At 49.7% G+C, this 19,234-nt stretch carries 18 protein-coding genes, 2 tRNA genes and 1 pseudogene; 12 read left to right on the forward strand and 9 right to left on the reverse strand.

Annotated elements, in window-relative coordinates; translation table 11 throughout:
• Window position 1: 1 nt before the first annotated feature.
• From KKF06_03895 to KKF06_03915, 5 genes are all read right to left on the reverse strand, one after another.
• Window positions 2-75, reverse strand: a tRNA-Arg gene (locus KKF06_03895).
• A 6-nt stretch (window positions 76-81) separates the two neighbouring features.
• Entirely contained in the window at window positions 82-828 is a 747-nt protein-coding gene (gene panB, locus KKF06_03900) for a 3-methyl-2-oxobutanoate hydroxymethyltransferase (protein MBU1616912.1), read from the reverse strand.
• On the reverse strand, window positions 800-1,612 hold the full coding sequence (gene cdaA / locus KKF06_03905) for a diadenylate cyclase CdaA (protein MBU1616913.1): 813 nt from the start codon (window positions 1,610-1,612) through the stop codon (window positions 800-802). The genes panB and cdaA overlap by 29 nt, the downstream gene beginning before the upstream one ends.
• Window positions 1,602-2,849 carry a diaminopimelate decarboxylase gene (gene lysA, locus KKF06_03910; GenBank protein MBU1616914.1) on the reverse strand — a complete coding sequence of 416 codons (1,248 nt, stop codon included), beginning with the start codon at window positions 2,847-2,849 and terminating at the stop codon, window positions 1,602-1,604. Before lysA ends, cdaA begins: the two co-directional genes overlap by 11 nt.
• A 95-nt stretch (window positions 2,850-2,944) precedes the next feature.
• Entirely contained in the window at window positions 2,945-3,211 is a 267-nt protein-coding gene (locus tag KKF06_03915) for a hypothetical protein (GenBank protein ID MBU1616915.1), read from the reverse strand.
• On the opposite strand from KKF06_03915, the gene KKF06_03920 reads away from it, so the two are divergent.
• On the forward strand, window positions 3,210-4,319 hold the full coding sequence (locus KKF06_03920; GenBank protein ID MBU1616916.1) for a family 16 glycosylhydrolase: 1,110 nt from the start codon (window positions 3,210-3,212) through the stop codon (window positions 4,317-4,319). The genes KKF06_03915 and KKF06_03920 overlap by 2 nt on opposite strands.
• A 3-nt stretch (window positions 4,320-4,322) precedes the next feature.
• Here the strand turns inward: KKF06_03920 and cimA are convergent, their stop codons facing one another.
• Window positions 4,323-5,882 (reverse strand): citramalate synthase, encoded by a 1,560-nt coding sequence (gene cimA / locus KKF06_03925; GenBank protein ID MBU1616917.1) that lies wholly within the window; start codon window positions 5,880-5,882, stop codon window positions 4,323-4,325.
• Between the two features lie 104 nt (window positions 5,883-5,986).
• Here cimA and KKF06_03930 point away from each other — a divergent pair, with 104 nt between their 5' ends.
• From KKF06_03930 to pta, 10 genes are all read left to right on the forward strand, one after another.
• On the forward strand, window positions 5,987-7,039 hold the full coding sequence (locus KKF06_03930) for an NAD(P)-dependent oxidoreductase (protein MBU1616918.1): 1,053 nt from the start codon (window positions 5,987-5,989) through the stop codon (window positions 7,037-7,039).
• Between the two features lies 1 nt (window position 7,040).
• On the forward strand, window positions 7,041-8,285 hold the full coding sequence (locus KKF06_03935; protein ID MBU1616919.1) for an SPASM domain-containing protein: 1,245 nt from the start codon (window positions 7,041-7,043) through the stop codon (window positions 8,283-8,285).
• A gap of 56 nt (window positions 8,286-8,341) precedes the next feature.
• Window positions 8,342-8,851 carry a hypothetical protein gene (locus tag KKF06_03940; protein MBU1616920.1) on the forward strand — a complete coding sequence of 170 codons (510 nt, stop codon included), beginning with the start codon at window positions 8,342-8,344 and terminating at the stop codon, window positions 8,849-8,851.
• A gap of 74 nt (window positions 8,852-8,925) precedes the next feature.
• Complete coding sequence (locus KKF06_03945) at window positions 8,926-9,696, forward strand: hypothetical protein (GenBank protein ID MBU1616921.1); 771 nt, start codon at window positions 8,926-8,928, stop codon at window positions 9,694-9,696.
• A 66-nt stretch (window positions 9,697-9,762) separates the two neighbouring features.
• A complete protein-coding gene (locus KKF06_03950; protein MBU1616922.1) occupies window positions 9,763-10,782 on the forward strand; it encodes a Fic family protein in 1,020 nt (339 codons plus the stop codon).
• A 116-nt stretch (window positions 10,783-10,898) separates the two neighbouring features.
• A complete protein-coding gene (locus KKF06_03955; GenBank protein ID MBU1616923.1) occupies window positions 10,899-11,837 on the forward strand; it encodes a hypothetical protein in 939 nt (312 codons plus the stop codon).
• 54 nt (window positions 11,838-11,891) lie between these two features.
• Complete coding sequence (locus KKF06_03960; GenBank protein MBU1616924.1) at window positions 11,892-12,596, forward strand: hypothetical protein; 705 nt, start codon at window positions 11,892-11,894, stop codon at window positions 12,594-12,596.
• Between the two features lie 40 nt (window positions 12,597-12,636).
• A complete protein-coding gene (locus KKF06_03965) occupies window positions 12,637-13,278 on the forward strand; it encodes a uracil-DNA glycosylase (GenBank protein MBU1616925.1) in 642 nt (213 codons plus the stop codon).
• Window positions 13,275-14,198 (forward strand): DUF362 domain-containing protein, encoded by a 924-nt coding sequence (locus KKF06_03970; protein ID MBU1616926.1) that lies wholly within the window; start codon window positions 13,275-13,277, stop codon window positions 14,196-14,198. Before KKF06_03965 ends, KKF06_03970 begins: the two co-directional genes overlap by 4 nt.
• Before the next feature lie 7 nt (window positions 14,199-14,205).
• The gene (gene pta, locus KKF06_03975) at window positions 14,206-15,201 is read left to right on the forward strand and encodes a phosphate acetyltransferase (GenBank protein MBU1616927.1); all 996 of its coding nucleotides are present in this window, start codon (window positions 14,206-14,208) and stop codon (window positions 15,199-15,201) included.
• 447 nt (window positions 15,202-15,648) lie between these two features.
• Here pta and KKF06_03980 read toward each other — a convergent pair whose 3' ends face one another.
• The gene (locus KKF06_03980) at window positions 15,649-17,565 is read right to left on the reverse strand and encodes a RecQ family ATP-dependent DNA helicase (protein ID MBU1616928.1); all 1,917 of its coding nucleotides are present in this window, start codon (window positions 17,563-17,565) and stop codon (window positions 15,649-15,651) included.
• A gap of 140 nt (window positions 17,566-17,705) precedes the next feature.
• On the opposite strand from KKF06_03980, the pseudogene KKF06_03985 reads away from it, so the two are divergent.
• Window positions 17,706-17,960 (forward strand): annotated as a pseudogene (locus tag KKF06_03985) (macro domain-containing protein).
• Window positions 17,961-18,034: 74 nt separating this feature from the next.
• Here KKF06_03985 and KKF06_03990 read toward each other — a convergent pair.
• Window positions 18,035-18,113 (reverse strand) — tRNA-Asp (locus tag KKF06_03990).
• Between the two features lie 84 nt (window positions 18,114-18,197).
• Window positions 18,198-18,452 (reverse strand): GIY-YIG nuclease family protein, encoded by a 255-nt coding sequence (locus KKF06_03995; protein MBU1616929.1) that lies wholly within the window; start codon window positions 18,450-18,452, stop codon window positions 18,198-18,200.
• Window positions 18,453-19,234 lie beyond the last annotated feature (782 nt).

A 19,234-nucleotide genomic window follows, 5' to 3' on the forward strand; every position in this document is an offset into this window, starting at 1 on the left:
TTGCCCCCGACAGGGATCGAACCTGCGGCCTGCGGTTTAGGAAACCGTCGCTCTATCCAACTGAGCTACGGGGGCAAGATCCTATTTTCTGATTTCCCTGATAAATTCGCCAACCACCCGGCGGACCGTCCCGGCCACATCAGCCCGTTTCTTCACAAAGCTGGGCGGGTTCTCGTAAAGTCCGATCAGGTCGCTGGTCACCAGGACCTGGCCGTCAACTTTCTCCCCGGCGCCGATCCCGATCACCGGGATCTTTAAAGCCTTGGTCACCTTCGCGGCCAGGGCTTCGGTAACCAGCTCCAGAACAACGGCAAAACAGCCAGATTTTTCCAGCGCTCTGGCGTCAGCCATGATCTTATCGGCCGACCGCCGCTCTTTTCCCTGGACCTTATAACCGAGCAAATTGACCGACTGCGGCGTAAAACCAAGATGCCCCATGACCGGGATCCCGGCTTCAATTATTTTACGGACCGCGGTTAAATGGGCCGGGCCTTCGAGTTTGACCGCGTCTGCGCCCGCTTTGACCAAACGGATCGCATTGGCGGCCGCTGTTATCGGGTCGGCCTGAAAGGAGCCAAAAGGCATATCGGCAACGACCAGGGAGCGTTTGACCCCTCTGGCAACCGCCCGGACGTGGACCTCCATCTCTTCCATCGTCACGGGCAAGGTGTCCTTATAACCAAGGGCGACATTGCCAAGCGAATCGCCAACCAGAACAATATCAACCCCAGAACTGTCCAAAAGCCTGGCAAACTGAAAGTCATAAGCGGTCAGCATGACCAGCTTATGCTCAGCTTGCTTAATATTGAGCGCGTTTAATTTTGCCATGACTCCAGCCAAACAGATCGATCCGGTGCTTCTCCATCCGATAAATGGAAAAGAGTTTTTCTTCCAGCAGTTCGCTGGTCAGGTGCCTGATCAGGTTGCCATTCTCCGCCACCGAAACGATCCCGCTCTTTTCCGAAACGACGATAACCAGAGCGTCGGAAACCTCGGACAGGCCGACCGCCGCCCGATGCCGTGTCCCCAATCGATGATCGAGCAGACGACTGTCGGAGATCGGGAGCAGACAGCTTGCCGAGATGATCCTTTCCCCCTGGACAATGACCGCCCCGTCGTGCAGAGGGGACCTTGGCTCAAAGATCGAAAGGAGAAGTTCAGTCGAAAGAAAAGCGTCGAGCCGGACGCCCGACTCAAGGTGTTCGGTCATCCCCATCATCCGTTCAATAACGATCAGGGCGCCGACTTTTTCTTCGGCTAACTGCTCAACCCCCCGGACGACGCTCCTGACATAATAGCTTCCTTCGCGGACCGGAGCCAGGGAAAAAAGCCCCAGGATCCGGCCTCGGCCAAACCGCTCCAGCGTTCGACGGAGTTCCGGCTGGAAAAGAACGACCAGCATGACCGCGACCGCCGGAGCAAATTTCTCGAACAGCCAGTTGATCGTATAAAGGCCGATGAACCGTCCGACCGCGTAAACAAAGATCAAGAAGATCAGCCCGCGGATCAGGGTCATCGCCCTGGTCCCCTGGAGCCAAAGGAGCGAGTAATATATAAATACCGCGACCGTAAATATATCGATCAGGTCAACCCAGCGAAATTCAGGTGTCATTTTTGATCATATCCTCATAACTTTCTCGTTTAACGATTTTTTTAGCTTGGCCGCCCCCTACCATGATCATGGCCGGACGGGGGACCCGGTTGTAATTGGAGGCCATTGAATAATTATACGCGCCTGTGCAGGCAATCGCTAAAACATCGCCAGCTTTTGCCGGCGGGAGTTGGCCATCCTTGATGATCAGGTCTCCCGATTCGCAAAACCGCCCCCCGATCGTCACAGTTTCACTCCTGGCCGCCTGCGGGTCGCGCGCCAAAAAAGCTTCATACTTCGCCTGATACAAGATAAAGCGCGGGTTATCGGACATCCCGCCGTCAACGATCAGATATTTTCTGACGCCTGGAATATCGCGAACCGCACCTATCGTATACAATGTTATCCCGGCCAGCCCGACAATCGAGCGGCCTGGTTCTATAATCAATTTAGCTTTTGTCTTGCCAATAAGCTCTGCTGAGATCTTCTTGGCAAATTCCTTAATATTGGGGGCTGTTTCACCGCTTAAATAAGGGATCCCAATCCCTCCCCCCAGGCTTAGTTCATCCGTCTTATATTTTTGTGTCAAAGAGACCAGTAGTTTTGCTTCAGCAACGAACGGCTCAACGTCAAAGATCTGCGAGCCGATATGCGCATGAAAGCCGGCCAGCTTGATCCGTTTATGTTGACCGATCTTTTTGATCAGCTCATCAAGTTGATCCAGGGGAACCCCAAACTTGGAATCGATCTTGCCGGTTTGGATAAATTCATGAGTATGAGCTTCGATCCCGGGATTGACCCGGACCAGAACCGAAGCATCTTTATTAAGCTTGTCGGTTATCCCCGCAAGATTGACCAGCTCATCTTGGTTGTCGATCACAAATCGGCCAACACCCGCTTTAAGCCCCTCTTCGATCTCTTTTGGCGATTTATTATTACCGTGAAAATAGATCTTTTTTGGATCGGCTTTCGCCTTCAGAACGGTAAAAAGCTCTCCGCCTGATGAAACATCAAACCCCAGCCCTTCGGAAGCAATGACCTTGACAGCTCCGACCGCGCAAAGGGCTTTACTGGCAAAAACAACTTCACCGTTCGGGTAATGCTCGCGAAAGGCGCTCATATAAGCCTGGCACTGCCGACGGATAGTTTCTTCGTCCAAAACATAGAGAGGGGTCCCAAATTCTCTGGCCAGATCAAGCAGATCACAGCCGCCGACCTCCAGATGTCCGGAAGCGTTTATTTGCGCGGTTTTGGGCATATTTTCAGCTAACATATGTTTGAATTATAACACAAATAATTGATCAAAAATAACTGAAATTTCCGTTTATGGGAGAGGATAATCAATTGTACGGCTCATTTTAATAAAACAGGAGCAAACATGAAACTTACCATGACGCGGCCTCGTTTGATCACCAGATCATTACTTTTAGCTGGAGCGACAACTCTTGCCGCCTGCGGCTCAACCTGCGGAGGGCAAAAAAGCCAACCCAGCGCTCCTGCCACAACTATTCCATCAGTATCTGCTTCAACAATAATTCCCCCGGCAGTCGGTACTTCAATCACCAACTCCCTTTTCACTACCCTGGGGATCGTTCCAACCGAAGTCCACGAATTTAACATGGACGATACTACTGCCTGGGAACGGAGGAGCGGCGCCAACGGCGATCCCTTCAATTGCGTCTTCAAACCTGATAAGATTTCTTTTTCTAATGACGGCGTATTGAAACTCTTTTTATCGAAAGGTGAGTGCGCGGAATACCGAACAGTCAAAAAATATAGTTTTGGTTTTTTTGAAGTTCGTATGCGCATTGCTAGTGGCAGTGGTCTCATGGCCGGCTCATTTTTCTTATACACCGGGACTTATGGCAAACCCAATCATCACGAGACCGACATTGAAGGCAAAGGCAAAGATTGTTCTATCCAACTAAACCACTATGGCCAGGGGAAAGGAAACCATGAATTAGTTCTAACCCACGATCGGCTGGGGTTTGATCCTTGCGCCGATTTTCATAATTATGGTTTTAAATGGGCACAGGACAGCATTACTTATTATATTGATGAAAAAGAAGTTCATCGGGTCACCACGGATATTCCTTCCCAACCGGGACAAATAATGACCAACATTTGGGCCGGGACAAAAACGGTAGATGGTTGGCTCGGCGCTTACACCCCTGGCAAAACTTACACAACTCAATACGATTGGGTAAGATACGCGCCGCTGACTGCCGAAAGTCAACCGGCATCACCCCCCACCACTGCGTCAACTCCGCTTACAGCAAGACCTTTGGCTCCATCAACAGCCTCTGTCGCTTCGGTCAATGTTCTACCGATCAAGACAATCCAACAAAACAATTACGCCTACAATGGCGGTGCTCTGCGGGAAGAAAACGGGGTTTACTATTTTAGCGCTAGCGGCTCCAGAGATCCTGGTTTTGGCATTATTACCGGAAACGCTCCTCTGGCCGGACGAAAAACCGTCCATTTTAAGGTCCGCGGATCCGTTGCCAATCAGGAAAATGGAGCCAGATTGATCACCCAGGTTTACAGCGATAAGAATAACGCAAGCCACCCGGCGATCACTTATGATCCGGTCAATGTCACCAGCGATTGGACTGAAGTCGTGATCTTCCTGGGCAATGAAGTGGAAAAAGCGCAAAAACTCCAGTGGCAGTTGAACAGCAACAACGGTTCGTGTCAGATCGAGGTCAAAAATATTCGCTTCGAATAAGGGTTAGCAGGCCTTCATCAGCTTATATTCGAAGGAGTCGACCAGAGCGAGCCACGAGGCCTCAATGACGTTGGTCGAAACACCGACCGTGTTCCAAACATCTTTCTCGTCGGCCGATTCGATCAGCACTCTGACCCGGGCGGCAGTCCCGGCCTGGCTGTTTAAAACCCTAACTTTATAATCGGTCAACTTGACCGTTTTAATTTCCGGATAAATATTCTCCAGTACTTTGCGCAACGCGTCGTCTAACGCGTTGACCGGCCCATCCCCCATCCCTTTAGCATCGTATTGTTTTCCCTTGACCTCTAGTTTAATATTAGCGGTAACAACAGGGGTCTTTTCTCCTTCTTTATCGGTCTCAATCTTAAAAGACTCCAGTTCAAAAAACGGTTTAAATAAACCGACCGTCCGCTTGACCAGAAGCTCGAACGAAGCCTCCCCTTCTTCAAACGAATAACCGGCATGCTCCAGTTCTTTCAGCATGGTGATCAGTTTCTTGACCTCCGGCGAATCTTTTTTCAGGTCGACTTTATACTCCCGCGCCTTGACCAGCAGGTTGCTGACGCCCGACAGTTCAGAAACGGTAATTCTCCGTTCGTTACCGACTAGTTCCGGTTTGATGTGTTCGTAGGTCCCCGGATGCTTGACCACCGCGCTGACGTGGATCCCCCCTTTATGGGAAAAGGCGGAGCGGCCGACGTACGGCTGGTGCGGGGATTGCGGCAGGTTGGCGATCTCGGCAATATGCCGGGAGATCTCGGTCAGTTTTTTTAGCTGATCATCGCTGAGGCACTCGGCGCCAAGCTTAAGCTTGAGCATTGGAATAATGGAACAAAGGTTAGCGTTGCCGCAGCGTTCCCCCAACCCGTTCATCGTCCCCTGGACATGCGTGGCCCCACAATAGACCGCCATACCAGAGAGCGAGACCGCGCATTCGGAATCGTTATGGGCATGGATGCCAAACGGGATGTTAATCTCCTTTTTCATCTCGTTTAAGATTATCTCTCCTTGATAAGCAAGTGTTCCGCCATTAGTATCACAAAGGCAGAGAAGGTCGGCCCCCGCTTCTTCCGCCGTTTTTAAGACTTTCAGGGCATATTCTTTGTTTGCCCTGTACCCGTCAAAGAAATGTTCGGCGTCAAAAACGACTTCTTTCCCCGCTTTCTTGGCGTAAGCAACCGTTTCCTTGATCATTGCCAGATTTTCTTCCAGGGTCGTCTTGAGCGCGTCGGTCACGTGGAAATCCCAGGTTTTGCCAAAGATAGAAACGACCGGGGTCTCGGCCGCCAGCAAGGTTTGGATGTTCCTATCATCTTCAACTTTAACGCCTGGCCGGCGGGTCGAGGAAAAAGCGACAATCTTCGCCTGTTTTAGCTTTAACTCCCTGACCGCCCTAAAATACTCAATATCCTTCGGGTTGGAGCCGGGCCACCCCCCTTCGATATAGTGAACCCCAAGCTCATCGATAAGTTTGGTTATTTTAAGCTTGTCTTCCAGGGAAAAGCTGATCCCTTCGGTCTGGGCGCCATCACGCAGGGTGGTATCAAATAATTTTACAAGCATGGATTAATTATAGCATGAAAGAATAAACTTCCTCTATTAAAAACGCGTGAAATCCCCCCCTGAAGTAGCGATAATAAGACAAAGGGAGATGAGCAAAAACCGCTATGTCTAATAATTATTCGATCGGTCATCATGTTTTTATTGCCGGTTTTTCCGGCTTCCTGGGCAAAGCGCTTAAAACTGGTTTCGCCAGGAACGCTGACAAATTATATTTGCAAAACCGGAGCGGCATTTTTGTTGAAGAAAAAGGAGCAAAGACCCCTCGCCAGATTTCCCGCGACCCCTACGATCAAAAGAACCTGCAAACCGCCCTTGCTGATTCGCAGACCTGCCTGAATGCTGTTGGCTTCCCCAGCGGATACGGAGAAATCAGCCCTGAAATTGTGGCTAAAAGCTTAGCCGGCAACCTTTTACACACCGATCAGCTCGCGCAAACCGCCGCCGAAACCGGGGTAAAAATGTTTATTTCGCTTTCGAGCATGGCGGTCTATTATCAATTTCTTTCTCCGCAAGTCAGGGTGGCAAATGAAAACTCGCCGCTTGAGCTCCCACCCCAACTTCTTGAAATGGCCGAAGCCGGTCTTGCCAGGTTCCGGGCTCATCCGTCAAGTTCAGCCTTGACCAGCGGAGAGGACGTTTTCCCCCAAGCCTTGCTGGAAAACATCAAAAACACTCGCCTCGCTTACTCTCTAGGAAAGTATCTGGCCGAAGCCAGCGTGAGAAATTGGTTTCCGCCTCAAAACAGCAGGCTCCTTCGGATAGCCAATATTTATATTGCGGGAGACAGTGGGCAGCGCATTATCCCTTCGTTCATCAGAAAATTCGCCGCCGGCGAGGACGTGGTAGTTCACAACCTCTCCCGTAATTTTATTTACTGGGCTGATTTTGAAAACTTATTGGACCGCATCATCTCCCGGACCGAGCCGCCGGCCGGCCCGGTCAATGTTTATGCCCCGGGGTGCACGGTCCCGCTCCCTGACCTGGCAAGGGAATTGGGGTCATACTTCCCCCTCTCTCTCTCCCGCATTGTTCTCAATGAAAACATCTCCGAACCGGATATTGATTTTACTTCGCGATACCCGGACCTTTACGCGGCAAACTTCACTTCAGTAACCGAAGGGCTCAAAAATGTCATTCCCCTTCAAGGAGAAAAATAAAATGTCGTCAACGATCGTGAGAACACAAGATATAGTAAAGCGTTTCATTCGTTCCGGAGGCAATACTCCCCTGAACTACGAAAAGCACCTGGTGCAGCAGCAATGGTCGCGTATCCTCAAAGTGCTCCAGGGAAAAGTCGTCCCTCCCTATGAAGTCGAGATCCAGCCTTCCAGCGCCTGCAACATCAGCTGCATCTGGTGCATCGGCGAAAGCATTCAAAACGCCAATCAGGTCATCCGTCTCCCCAACGCCCTAAAAAAAACAAAGGATATGCTCAAAGTCGTCGCCGGAATAGTCGATTATAAGGTCCGCGACAACTACACTGAAGGCGGGGAGCATAGAATGCGCGATTATCGCGTCGAAACCGTAAAGTTTTCCGGATTTATCGGAGACCCACTGGTCGCTAAAGAAGCGACCCTGGCCGGCATGCAGTATCTCTCGCAAAATTACGTCCGGGTCGGCCTTTTCACTAATGGCATCATGATGGACGAAACAACCTGGGACACTATCGCCAACGCCGGCTTCCTCCATCTTAGCCTTGATGCCGGCTCCCCTGAAACTTTTGCCTATCTGAAATGCAAACGGGACCTGGCTCTCGGAGAAAAATACTTTGGCTTGATAATGCGCAACCTGGAAGGGCTGGCGGCCCGCAAAGCAAGATCGGCCGGCGCGGCTGCCGACCTTAATGTCGGATATATTCTTAATCCCTATAATTATCGCGAACTGCCTGGAATTGCTCATCGCCTGAAAGAGACCGGTGTCAATTACCTGAGGCTAAAAATTGACATCGCGGACCAATTGACCCTCAGTCTACCCCAGATAAGGGAAGCCAAAGAGCTGATCGGCGAAGTCAAAGCCACACTGGTAGGCCCGGATTTCAAATTAGTGGAAACCCATCAGCTGGAAGGCCCGCCCGATGAACGGCGGTGTTTTTCCCGCTGTTACACGCATTTCCTTTGGGGGACGGTCGGCTCCGACGGCAATGTTTATCCATGCGACCATAACACCTACCCCGGAGCCCCGCACTACGGCAACGCGATCAACACCCCCTTTCGCGAAGTCTGGGAAGGTCCGATGCACGCCCTGATCAGCCGCGGCCTCCCCAATATCTGTCCCCCTACCTGCTCCCCTTTTGCCACCCGCGTCAATCCTTTTCTTGAAGCACTGAAAAGACAGCAACGCAAACATGGCCTGGATGGGCTGGAAAAGATTCGGCAGGAGATAGAAGGGATGAAATCAACTTGAACCAAAGTTGCCGGTTCTTTTGAAATCCTGACAAATATTTCACGATAATATTACATATGAAATGCATATCCTCAACAGGACAAAGACCAAGAATGCTCTTCAATGGTGCGCCAAGATCAAAATGGGAGACCTCTTTCATCCATAGCGGCATGCGCACAACCTTGCGGACATTGATTGTTTACCTGCTGAAAAAGGAACGATCGACATATCAGATAGCCAAAGAGGCAGAAATAAAAAACCTTAGCCTTGAGGAGCTGATCTCCAAAGATGAGGTTAAGACTATGCTGGAAAGACCGGATATTATTGATCGCTTAAAAAACAATCAGATGTTAATGCTTTCCTACAAAGAGACCAGCGCTCGGGCCATGCACGATTTCTATCGGCAAATATCTTCTTTTGCCCAAGCTTTTCTTGCGCATTCTCCTTCAGGTCAGCGTCAACTTGCCGTTCAAGAAGCCCAAAACGGAATGAATCCAGAGCCAAAGCAACCTTGCTTAAGCTCACTAACCGGAAGTGAAACACTCCTTTACATGATCAGCCGAACCTCTCAAACAATCAAGCTTTAAACCTGAAATTTCTGCCGGAAAATGCCGATATATTATAGAGAGACATACGTTAAGAACCAGGGAGTTCAATAGATATGCATATTTCCAGCGCCGAACATTTACGATTCACCGCTCCACTAAGACAGCTCCCGGCCAGCAGCCACCGGGTTCCCGCCAGGATCACGGCCAAACTTTCCGAAACAAAATCCTGCGAAGGGATCCAAAGCCTGCTGCAAGGCGTTGGACTGACGGTTTTAGAGGTCGAAGCCACTCCAAGCGCTTTTCTGGCCAGGATCGCCTTGCCATCAGCCATTTTGGAACTGATTCCCAATAAAGAAAGTTATTTTAGCCCCCAGATCAAGTTCCCCAGATTTGCCTCGGCCGATCTTCCTTTTGGAACCGTCTTGCTCAACTGTTTGATGCCTCCGCTTGAGGAGCTTGATTCCGCGGAAAAGGTCTTTTCCGCTTATGTTGATGTTTTGGCTAAATTATCTCAAGCGCTTGAAGCAACCCCTGTCGCCTGCTATACCGGCATCAAAGGGGACCAGGATCAGGGAAAGAACGATCTGTTTGAACGAAGTTTCCGGTTTTTCTTCAGTTCTGATCCGGCCGGATCGACCGCCGCGATCGAAACGATCGTTGCTCTATACATGATGCCGAAGCCAGAAACAGCTCAAGAGCGCAAATTTCTATACAATGAAAAAGTTAACGCTCGTTATCGCCGCGATCTCTGTGCCCCGCCAAATTCCCGGCCTATACCGCATCCAATCCTCGAAGATGTTATGCCGATGATCAAGACCGGCCTCCTTTTACGGTTTGGGGACCAAATAGAAGCAGAAACCAACCAATTAAAACAGAGCGCCTAAAAAACCCAAACACTTAACTAGAGGCTTGACGCTTTCTTTACGCTTTGTTATAATTATGCTATTCCAATGTTTAAACCAATTTATAGGATTACCCCATACCTATTGAATTTGATCGATGAAGCGAGCTCGCTCAAGACCTGGATCGAGCTAGCGCCGCTTCAGCTCGCCTGGCTTCCGCTGATGCAAAAAGACGCCCGGGCGAGACAAGCCCACTTCTCAACTTCGATCGAAGGGAATGCCCTGACCCTGCCAGAGGTCAAGGCGGTCGACCGGGGAGAAACAGTCGGCCATTCGCGCCAGCACGAGCTGGAAGTCACCAATTATTTAAAAGCGATGATCTGGATCTCTCATAACACCAAAGCGAATATCGATGAAAAGCTGGTCTTTAATCTCCACCAGATCATCACTCACGGCCTGCTAGACGAAAAAAAGAGCGGCTGTTATAAAACCAGGCAAAACTATGTGGTCGATGACCATAAGATCAGGGTCCATACCCCAACCTCTCCATCTGAAACCCCGGCCGCGGTCGCCGATCTCCTGGCCTGGGTCAACAGCAACGAAGCCAAAAATCTACACAGCATTCTGGTTTGCGCGATCTTCCACCACCGCTTTGTTTCGATCCACCCGTTCAGCGACGGGAACGGCCGGCTGGCCCGCGCCATCAGCACCCTGATCCTCTACCAGCGCGAATTTGACCTCCACCATATTTTTAGTCTTGACGAATTCTTTGCCGGCGAACTGAAACGCTACTATCAAAAGATCCAGCAGGCCAGAGGCCTCGACTACGACCTGACCCATTGGATCGAATACGTCGCTGAAGGGGTTGTCGCCACGCTGAAACGGACCAAAAAGCGGATCGAAGACCTTCAGGTCACCTCCAGTTATCCGCTCGCCATCTCCAGGCGCCAGGAAGAGACCCTTCGCCTCCTGCGCGACCGCCGCTCGGTCCAGGTCAACGATCTGATGAGCGAACTGAAGGTCTCCCGGGCCCGGATCAACCAACTCATCGCCCCGCTGATCAAAGGGGGGATTATCATCAAGGAAGGAGAGAGTCGGGCGACCCGCTACAAATTAAACATCCATTAAATGCAATTTTTACCGGTTTATTACGATATATAACCAGAGGAACCTATATGAGGATCGGTAATTTAACCGCAGTTCACCACGCCGGTCAGGCAGGACCCAAGACTGACCGCCACGAAATGACCAAAAGGTTGCTGCTCAACCCGCTGGCCAGGCGCTTTTTTGACCGGGCAACATCCACCGGCGCAAGTATCATTGAAATCTTTGACGGAACGATGAATAACCAGGTATTAATGAAAGTGCTTGGGCCAAAGATCGAGGAGATAGAGCGGCTTGGCCCTGCGGCAATTATGGCCCAGGCCAGAAGAGTCATCAATAAACATATTGAGGAAACAGGATTTAAACGGCCGACAGAATTACCGGACGACAACCTGCTGGTCAACAACTTTTTTTCCATAATGCCAAACGGGGATGTTGATCTTGGCCAGCTATTATCTCAAAATCTGGCTGCCCTGCAGATGATCAGCGATCCGTCAAAATACGCCAGATATTCCGAAGCGATCCTTAGCCGCTTTGAGAAAATATACTATGTCCTTCGAGCCGGCGAAATACTTGCCAACGGGAATATTGTCCCCATTGCCAGTGCCACACCTCTGCCGGTCCAAACCGCTGACAGGCTTGATCGGGATCTAACCGATATTATTACCGGTCATATCAACGTGTCTAGAATTGAAAACGAGACCTGGCGAGAAACAATTACATCAATTATTATCACCCCCCATCCTTTGCCGGTAAAAGCCCTTTTGGAAGAGGCAATCATACAGTTTGACGCCTTAACCCCGGAAGAAAAAACAGCCGAAGCGCGAAAATACGACCACTCGATCCATCAATTAAGCCAGGCTGATCTTCCGCATCCCCATGACGCGAAAGAGCTCGAAGAACGGGGATTAAACTGGGCGCTGGGTATTTTGACCGCCTTCCGATCCGATCGGGCCAACGTTCCGCCGGCGGATTTAACCGAAGCCTTCCGGACCGCTCTGGTTTGGTTGAGCGTAAAGTATGATCCTGCCCTCTTTCTCCCTAAAAAAGTGAATTATCTCCCAAAAGGGGCCGAATAGTCGAAATAGCCTGAAATTATACCCATTTTTTCTCGACAAATATAGGGAGAAACAATGACAAATCGGGCCCTATATTTTTTACCAAGATTACACCAATACTCCGAAAAAGATCTGCGGCTTGCTCATCGTTCGGCTTTTACTCTTTTGCGGCGGCGAAGCAAAACATTGGCCCACGATCCAAACGGCGACCAATCAGTTGAACAGGCCAAAAGGATCGTCGTTATGAGCCTGGCGGCTCAAAATAAGTATGATCACATATTTACCACCGACGGATTAGAGGCATCGCTTCGCGCCTTCGATAACTATCAAAAATACGCCCGATTACTAGCCGATTACCCTGATCCCTTAAAAACACTCCCTGGCGGACTGCAATTTAATTTAATCGCCGGGTTTAATTCTCTTGAAATTGAACAGGTCGGTACCGGTCTGCGGCTCAACGCCATGCCACAGGTCCACCCCATCAACCCAACTGATGATTTTATCATGATCCGGGTACTGGCTTGCGCTCACGCCCAGATAACCTTTATGTATCAATGGTGCATGGACCTGGCAGGCACCCGGCCAAGAAATTATCAGGATGTCTACATTGATCGGCCCGTTCGCCTGGGAACAGAAGAGGTCAAAAACTTTTTACAGCCTTTCCAGGGTAACCTTTCCTATCATAGTGAGTTTTTCCCTCCAGTGTTATATTTTACTGCCAGATCTTTAATCGTTGCCCCAGACACAGCCCTCCCCTTTAATATTACAATCCCATACTAATTTTTGATTTTCTCTATTATTGGTGCTAAAATTTTAAGTAATGGGATTATTTGCTACCGAACCAGATCTTAGCCATCTTTCCTACATCGAGATCGAACAACTCGCCCAAACCTGCGTGAAATGCCCTCTTTCCAATGGCCGTAACAAAGTCGTCTTTGGCAACGGCCCGGTCCCCTGCGACCTGATGATCATTGGCGAAGCGCCAGGAGCTGACGAAGACGAACAAGGGTTCCCATTTGTCGGCCGGGCCGGACAGCTCCTTACCCAAATCCTCGGATCGGTCGGGATCAAGCGGCCAGACGATGTTTATATCGCCAATACCGTCAAATGCCGCCCGCCGAACAACCGGGCGCCACTGGCGACCGAACAGGCGGCCTGCGCCCCTTACCTGGCCGCCCAGGTCCGACTGGTCAACCCAAAAATTATTATTCTGCTCGGCGCGCCGGCGGTCAAAGCGATCCTGAAGCTGGACGAACCGATGAGCACGATCCGCGGCCGCTGGTTCAAGTTCCCCGGCAACCAGGAGATATCGGTAATGCCCCTCTTCCATCCGGCCTATCTCTTGCGCAATCCATCAAAAGAAAAAGGGGCCCCAAAATGGATCACCTGGCAGGACATGCAGGAGGTCAAGAACGCGCTGGAATATTTGAAGAAAGTCGAAGAACTGTCCACTGTCAAATGAATGTCTTTTTCTCTTCAGACATCTCAAAAGCCAAAGAAATATTTGAAACTGCCGGCTTCAGCAAGATCATCTTCCAAGACGATGCCGTCGCCCTTAAGATCCATTTTGGCGAACCGGGTAATACCGCCTACCTAAAGCCCGACCGGGTCAGCCCGATCGCCCGGCTGATCAGACAGCTTGGCGGGCGTCCCTTTTGGACCGACGCGAACACCTTATACCAGGGCAAACGAAACGACAACGAGACCCATTTACAAACCGCCCACGAACATGGTTATACTTTGGCAAATACCGGAGGGGAAACAATCATCGCCGATGAACCGGGAGACCAGCGGGGCCGCGAATTGGCCGTAAATTACCCCCATTTCAAAAAGCTTTACGTCGCAGCCGGAACGCTGACCGCCGGAGCGATGATCGTCTTAACCCACTTCAAAGGCCATGAAACGACCGGCTTTGGCGGCGCCCTGAAAAATATAGGCATGGGGCTGGGGAGCAAACTGGGAAAGCTAAAAATGCACCAGGATTGCCTTCATTGCCCCGAAGTCAAAACCTGCCGCAAAAACCAGACCCTTGAAGCCTGCTGGTTCGGCTCCCCCGAATTGGTCCAGGAGAAAATTGCCGAATATGCCGCCGGGATCGCCGCCCAATTCAAAGGGAAGATTGCCTATATAAACTTTATCACCGACGTTTCACCGAATTGCGACTGTTATCCGCACAACGACCCGCCGGTCGTTCCGGACATCGGGATCGCCGCCTCTTTTGACCCGGTCGCCCTCGACCAGGCCTGCGTGGACCTGGTCAACAAAGCGGCCGGCAACGATAAGTTCCGCGCTCTCTGGCCAGCCGTCGACTGGGGCATCCAGCTCTCTCACGCCGAGAAGATCGGCCTGGGTAGCCGGAAGTATGCGCTTGTGGTAAAATAAAAAAATCATGGACTTAATCGCCGAGATCTGGAACAAAGCCAAGCGCCTCAATAAAACGATAGTCCTCCCCGAAACCGAAGACGCCCGGACCCTGAAAGCGGCCGAACTCGCCGTTAAAAGCAAGATCGCTAAAATTATCTTGATCGGCGAAGCCGACAAGATCAAAAAGACCCCCGGCGCCGGCGACGTCGACCTCTCCGGCATGACCATCGTCAATCCGCTCGAGCATCCCAAACTTGATAAATACATCCAGGTATTAAAAGACAAACGGGCCGCCAAAGGAATGACGATCGAAAAAGCGCGCCAGCTTCTGACCAGGGACTTTCCATATTTCGGAGCAATGCTGGTCGACCAGGGGGAAGCCGACGGCATGGTTTCCGGCGCGACCCACACCACCGCCGACACTCTCCGGGCGACGATCGACTGTATCGGCAAAGGGACCGGACAATCGATCATCTCCAGCTATTTTGTGATGATCCTGCCGGACAAGACCTTTGGCGAGGAAGGGATCCTTTTTTACGCCGACTGCGGCGTCGTCCCCAACCCGACCGCGGAACAGCTGGCCGATATCGCCATCCAAACCGCCGACCAGTTTGTGAAGCTCGTCGGCCGCGAACCACGGGTCGCCATGCTCTCTTTTTCGACCAAAACTTCGGCGGTCCATCCGGACGTCGATAAGGTCATAAACGCGACTAAGATCGCCAAAGAAAAAAAGCCCAACCTTCTCCTTGATGGAGAGCTTCAGCTCGACGCCGCTATTGTCCCGGAGATCGGCTCCCGTAAAGCGCCGGGGAGCATCGTCGCCGGTCGGGCTAATGTTCTTATTTTCCCTGATCTTGATGCAGGTAATATCGGTTATAAACTAACCCAGCGGTTGGCTAAAGCCCAGGCTTTCGGGCCAATTTTGCAGGGGGAAGCGAAACCGGTCAACGATCTTTCCCGGGGTTGCAGTGTAGAAGACATCCTCAATGTTATCGCGATAACCGCGGTCCAGGCACAGTAGCTTTTGCATTTTTGATCGTATAGCAAGCGACATCCGAGCCGGCAATTAATCTTTTTTGAACGCGTAAAACGGCCGAAACTGTTTTGTCCGGATTTTGGCTCATGCCTTCAACACAGACTTTTTTGGCCTAATTTTAATTTACCTGCGCGCCTTAACAGATCGGTTATCACCGCCTCCGCTACCCCAGCCTGCTCACCCAAATCCTGGCCGTTTTCTTTGGCTTTTTGAAATAAAGCGGCGGCTTTCAAGCGGCACTCGATCGCTCCGGGCTTGGCGCGGGCATAATCGCAGACCCAGGCGGCAGGTCGCTTTAGATATATCCGGGCTGCAATAGCCGCAGGCCGGGCAGGACTGGATCCACGTTTCCATAGTTGAGCGGTACATTTCGGTCGGCCTGGCATCCAGGTCCGGCGAGCAAAAAAAACAGCTTGACGAACCGAGCAGATTTTAGTCAAGGGCTAGGAGATGGGAGGGGCTAGGCTTGCTCTCTCTGCCGCCAGGGCGTCTATTATTTAAAGCTTGTTTTATGCAAATATTTCTGCAGCAATTATCACAACACTTCGGTGCTACCGGAAGAGCAACAAGATTCGCCTGGTCAAAACCCTTTCTTAGCGCGCGTACCAGGTGTTTAAACCCGTCGATGAGACGAACAATTAACCGACCGATCCCATCCGTTACTCCGTTTAAAATAGTGACGTCCCCGTAATATGAAAGCAAGAACTGCCGGCGGCATTCTTTCGTACTTACATACTCGACCAATTTAGCCAGCTCGTCATATCTCATTTTTTCCGCTTGCCCCAGATCCCGGTAATCGTTATAAAGGTTTTTATCCGACTTGATCGCTCGTATTGTCCCGTCGCTCTGATCAAACGACACATAACCCCTTTCGCACAACAACTCTCTGGCAATCTTATACTTCTCTCGCTCATACTGGTCATGGGCATAGCACTTTTCAATTTCCTTATCATTGGCTAACCCATCGATCGAACATCCTACTGCGGAACTATAAACTCGCTTAATATCGGCAATATTAACGCTTTTTCCGATTAGATAGACCTGCTTGCTTTCATTACCCTGGTCATACAATATTACACTCTCAACCTCGGCACCATTCCTACCTGCCCGGCCGCTTTCCTGATAATAACAATTTATCGACTCCGGCAGATCGTAATTAACAATATAGTCAATATCCTGGATGTCTATCCCCATACCGAACGCCTTGGTGGCAACCATTACGGTTTTCGTGCCGTAAATCGCATCATAGTTTTGGTTATTCTGTTTCGCGCCCATTTTTCCAACATATTTGACACTCTCGATCCCGCGGCTTTTTAACAATGCGCGAACCTCATGGACGGTTTTTTGCCAGGCACAATAAATTATCCCCTTTTTGCCGTTTCGCGCAATAATATATTCTACTAACGCGGCCTGCTTGTCCGTCTCATGGCGATAGCGATTGACTCGATAATAGATGTTCTTTCGATTAAACCCCTTGATGAACGTATTGGGCTTGCTCATGACCAGTTTATCCCTTATCTCCGCCTGCATGAGCTTGTTCGCGGAAGCGGTGATCGCCAGGATGGGGATCGGCCCCAGGGCTTGCCGAACTTTAGCTATTTTGGAATAACTTGGCCTGAAGCCCAGCCATTCCTTGACACAGTGCGCCTCGTCGACAACGATCAAATTGATCTTGATCATTCGCAATTGTTCAATGAATTCCTCCGACAAGCGCTCCGGCGCGATGTAAAGCAGTTTAAAATACCCTGCCGCGACCATAGCCAGTCTTTTTTCTCTTTCTTCCTTACTGAGATCGCTGTTGATATAAGTAGCCGGTATATTCTTTCTGATCAGGGAAGTCACCTGATCATGCATTAAACTTTTGAGGGGAGAAAACACCAGCACGATCCCTGTTTGATATCCCAGGGCAGGCAACTGGAAACAAAGTGATTTCCCTGCCGAGGTGGGCATGACGAGCATTGTATCCTTGCCTTTTAGTAGGCTTTCGATCGTTTCCTTTTGGCCTATTTTAAAATCGCTGTAGCCAAAATAGCTTAAAAGGTAGTAAAGATCAGAAAACTTATTATCAATCAGACCTATGTGCCCAAGGAAGCGCCGGATCTTCCTGTTAAGGAAGCGAAAGAATCGTTGACCAAGAGTGGCCTGGACCTGGGGGTGGATAAGACAATGACATTTATTACAAAGCGTAATTAAGTTTGATAACTCGTGAGATCCGCTTTCTGAAATAGGGATTATATGATGAACATACAGCAGGCTTTTTTCACCGCATTTTTGGCAAGCATGCTGGTCTCTATTTTTAACTTTGGCGCGTATTTCTTCCCAATTACTGGGATACTTTTTTGACAACATATGCTTAAGCCTTGCCTCCCCTCATTATCCCCACTATTTAGCCTAAATTTCAATATCTATATAGTGATTTTTGGCTTTATAATTTAAATATTATCTCTTTTCAGCCTGATCCCAGCCTCCCCAATTCTATAAATCCCCATATGCCCATTGAGCTGATCCAGGGCGACATTACCACGCTGTCAGTTGATGTCATCGTCAACGCCGCTAACAAGACTCTCCTGTGTGGGGGCGGAGTGGGACCCATTTTTGGGTGGAAAGAAGGGAGGGACGAAGCGATCCTAACCGGTTGCTATCTTAATTAATTTAAGCTGGCCCAAGAGAACGGCTTTAAAAGCCTAGCCTTCCCCGCCATCGCCATCGGAACTTATGGCTTCCCAATAGACCGGTCGGCTTGAAGACATGACCCACCAACTGAAAACGATCAAAAAGCATCTAGGGGAACTATGTTGTTGGTGGAAATAAAAATAAGTGGCGGGCCCGAAGGGATTTGAACCCTCGATCTCCTGCGTGACAGGCAGGCATGTTAAACCAGGCTACACCACGGGCCCACTTATTTAATAGCGGGAAATCAACCTGATTATTATAACAGATATGAAAATTATTGGGAAGACAGATAAAATAACGGTTAATTGTTAAATGTAGTTCTTAGTTGTTATTAATGATTCTATGAATTTGCGGCTTTTTCTCCTTTTCAGGCAAGATTCACGTTTTCTGGCCTCACTATTTGTCGTATAACTCTCTGAATAGACAATTTCAAGCGGAATAAGCCCCTTTGTGCTTCTTATCTTACCGGCATTATGTTGTCTTAATCGCTTCTCAAGACAATGCGTAGCCCCAACATAATACTTGCCATTCTTTTTACTTCTTAGGATATACATAAAAAACATGATAAAAAACAGCTCATAAAGGATGATAGTTTGGGATTTTCCCGACTCACATTATTTTAAAATAATTGTGGAACAGTCGGGATCCCGTCGGTTTCACATCATCATATTTTAATGTCCGACGGGAGAACCCTCGATCTCCTGTCCCGATTCACATTATTAAACAATAAAATAATTATGGAATAATCGGGATCCCGCCATAGGCGGGACGTGACAGGCAGGCATGTTAAACCAGGCTACACCACGGGCCCACTTATTTAATAGCGGGAAATCAACATAGTTATTATATCAGATTACCTGTTATACGCCCACTCTAAATTTATTAACGGGTTGTTTCATACGATTAAATGTGGCCTTCAAAGGGGTTCCTTGCTGGGGCGGGGTTAGCAACAACCCTACTAAGATCAGGTTGTTGCGGGGGCATTTTGAAGGCCGGGGATTCTTAAGGGGTATCCCCTTAAGCAGTTTCTTTCCCCCATTTCTTTGCTGTCAAAGAAATGGGGAAGAAACAAAAGAGAACAAAAACTAAAATACGGGTAAGGATAAAACTAAAGAAACCGGAGTTCCCCCTGACCTCCCCCCCTCAACAAGCAGGTTCAGTCGCGGGTAAAAAAGAGCCGCTTGGAAAGTGGAAACAACTCAATTTATATTCTATAATATATCTATTATGAAAAAACTAATTATCGGTTCTTTGCTGGTCCTCTTTGCCGCTTCGCTCGCCGTCGCGCAGGAAACCAGCCAGCAGGCTGACCAGGATTACATCAACAAGCTCTATTACCGGCATA

It is taken from the genome of Candidatus Margulisiibacteriota bacterium (genome assembly GCA_018822365.1).
Lineage (GTDB): Bacteria > Margulisbacteria > WOR-1 > O2-12-FULL-45-9 > XYB2-FULL-48-7 > XYB2-FULL-45-9.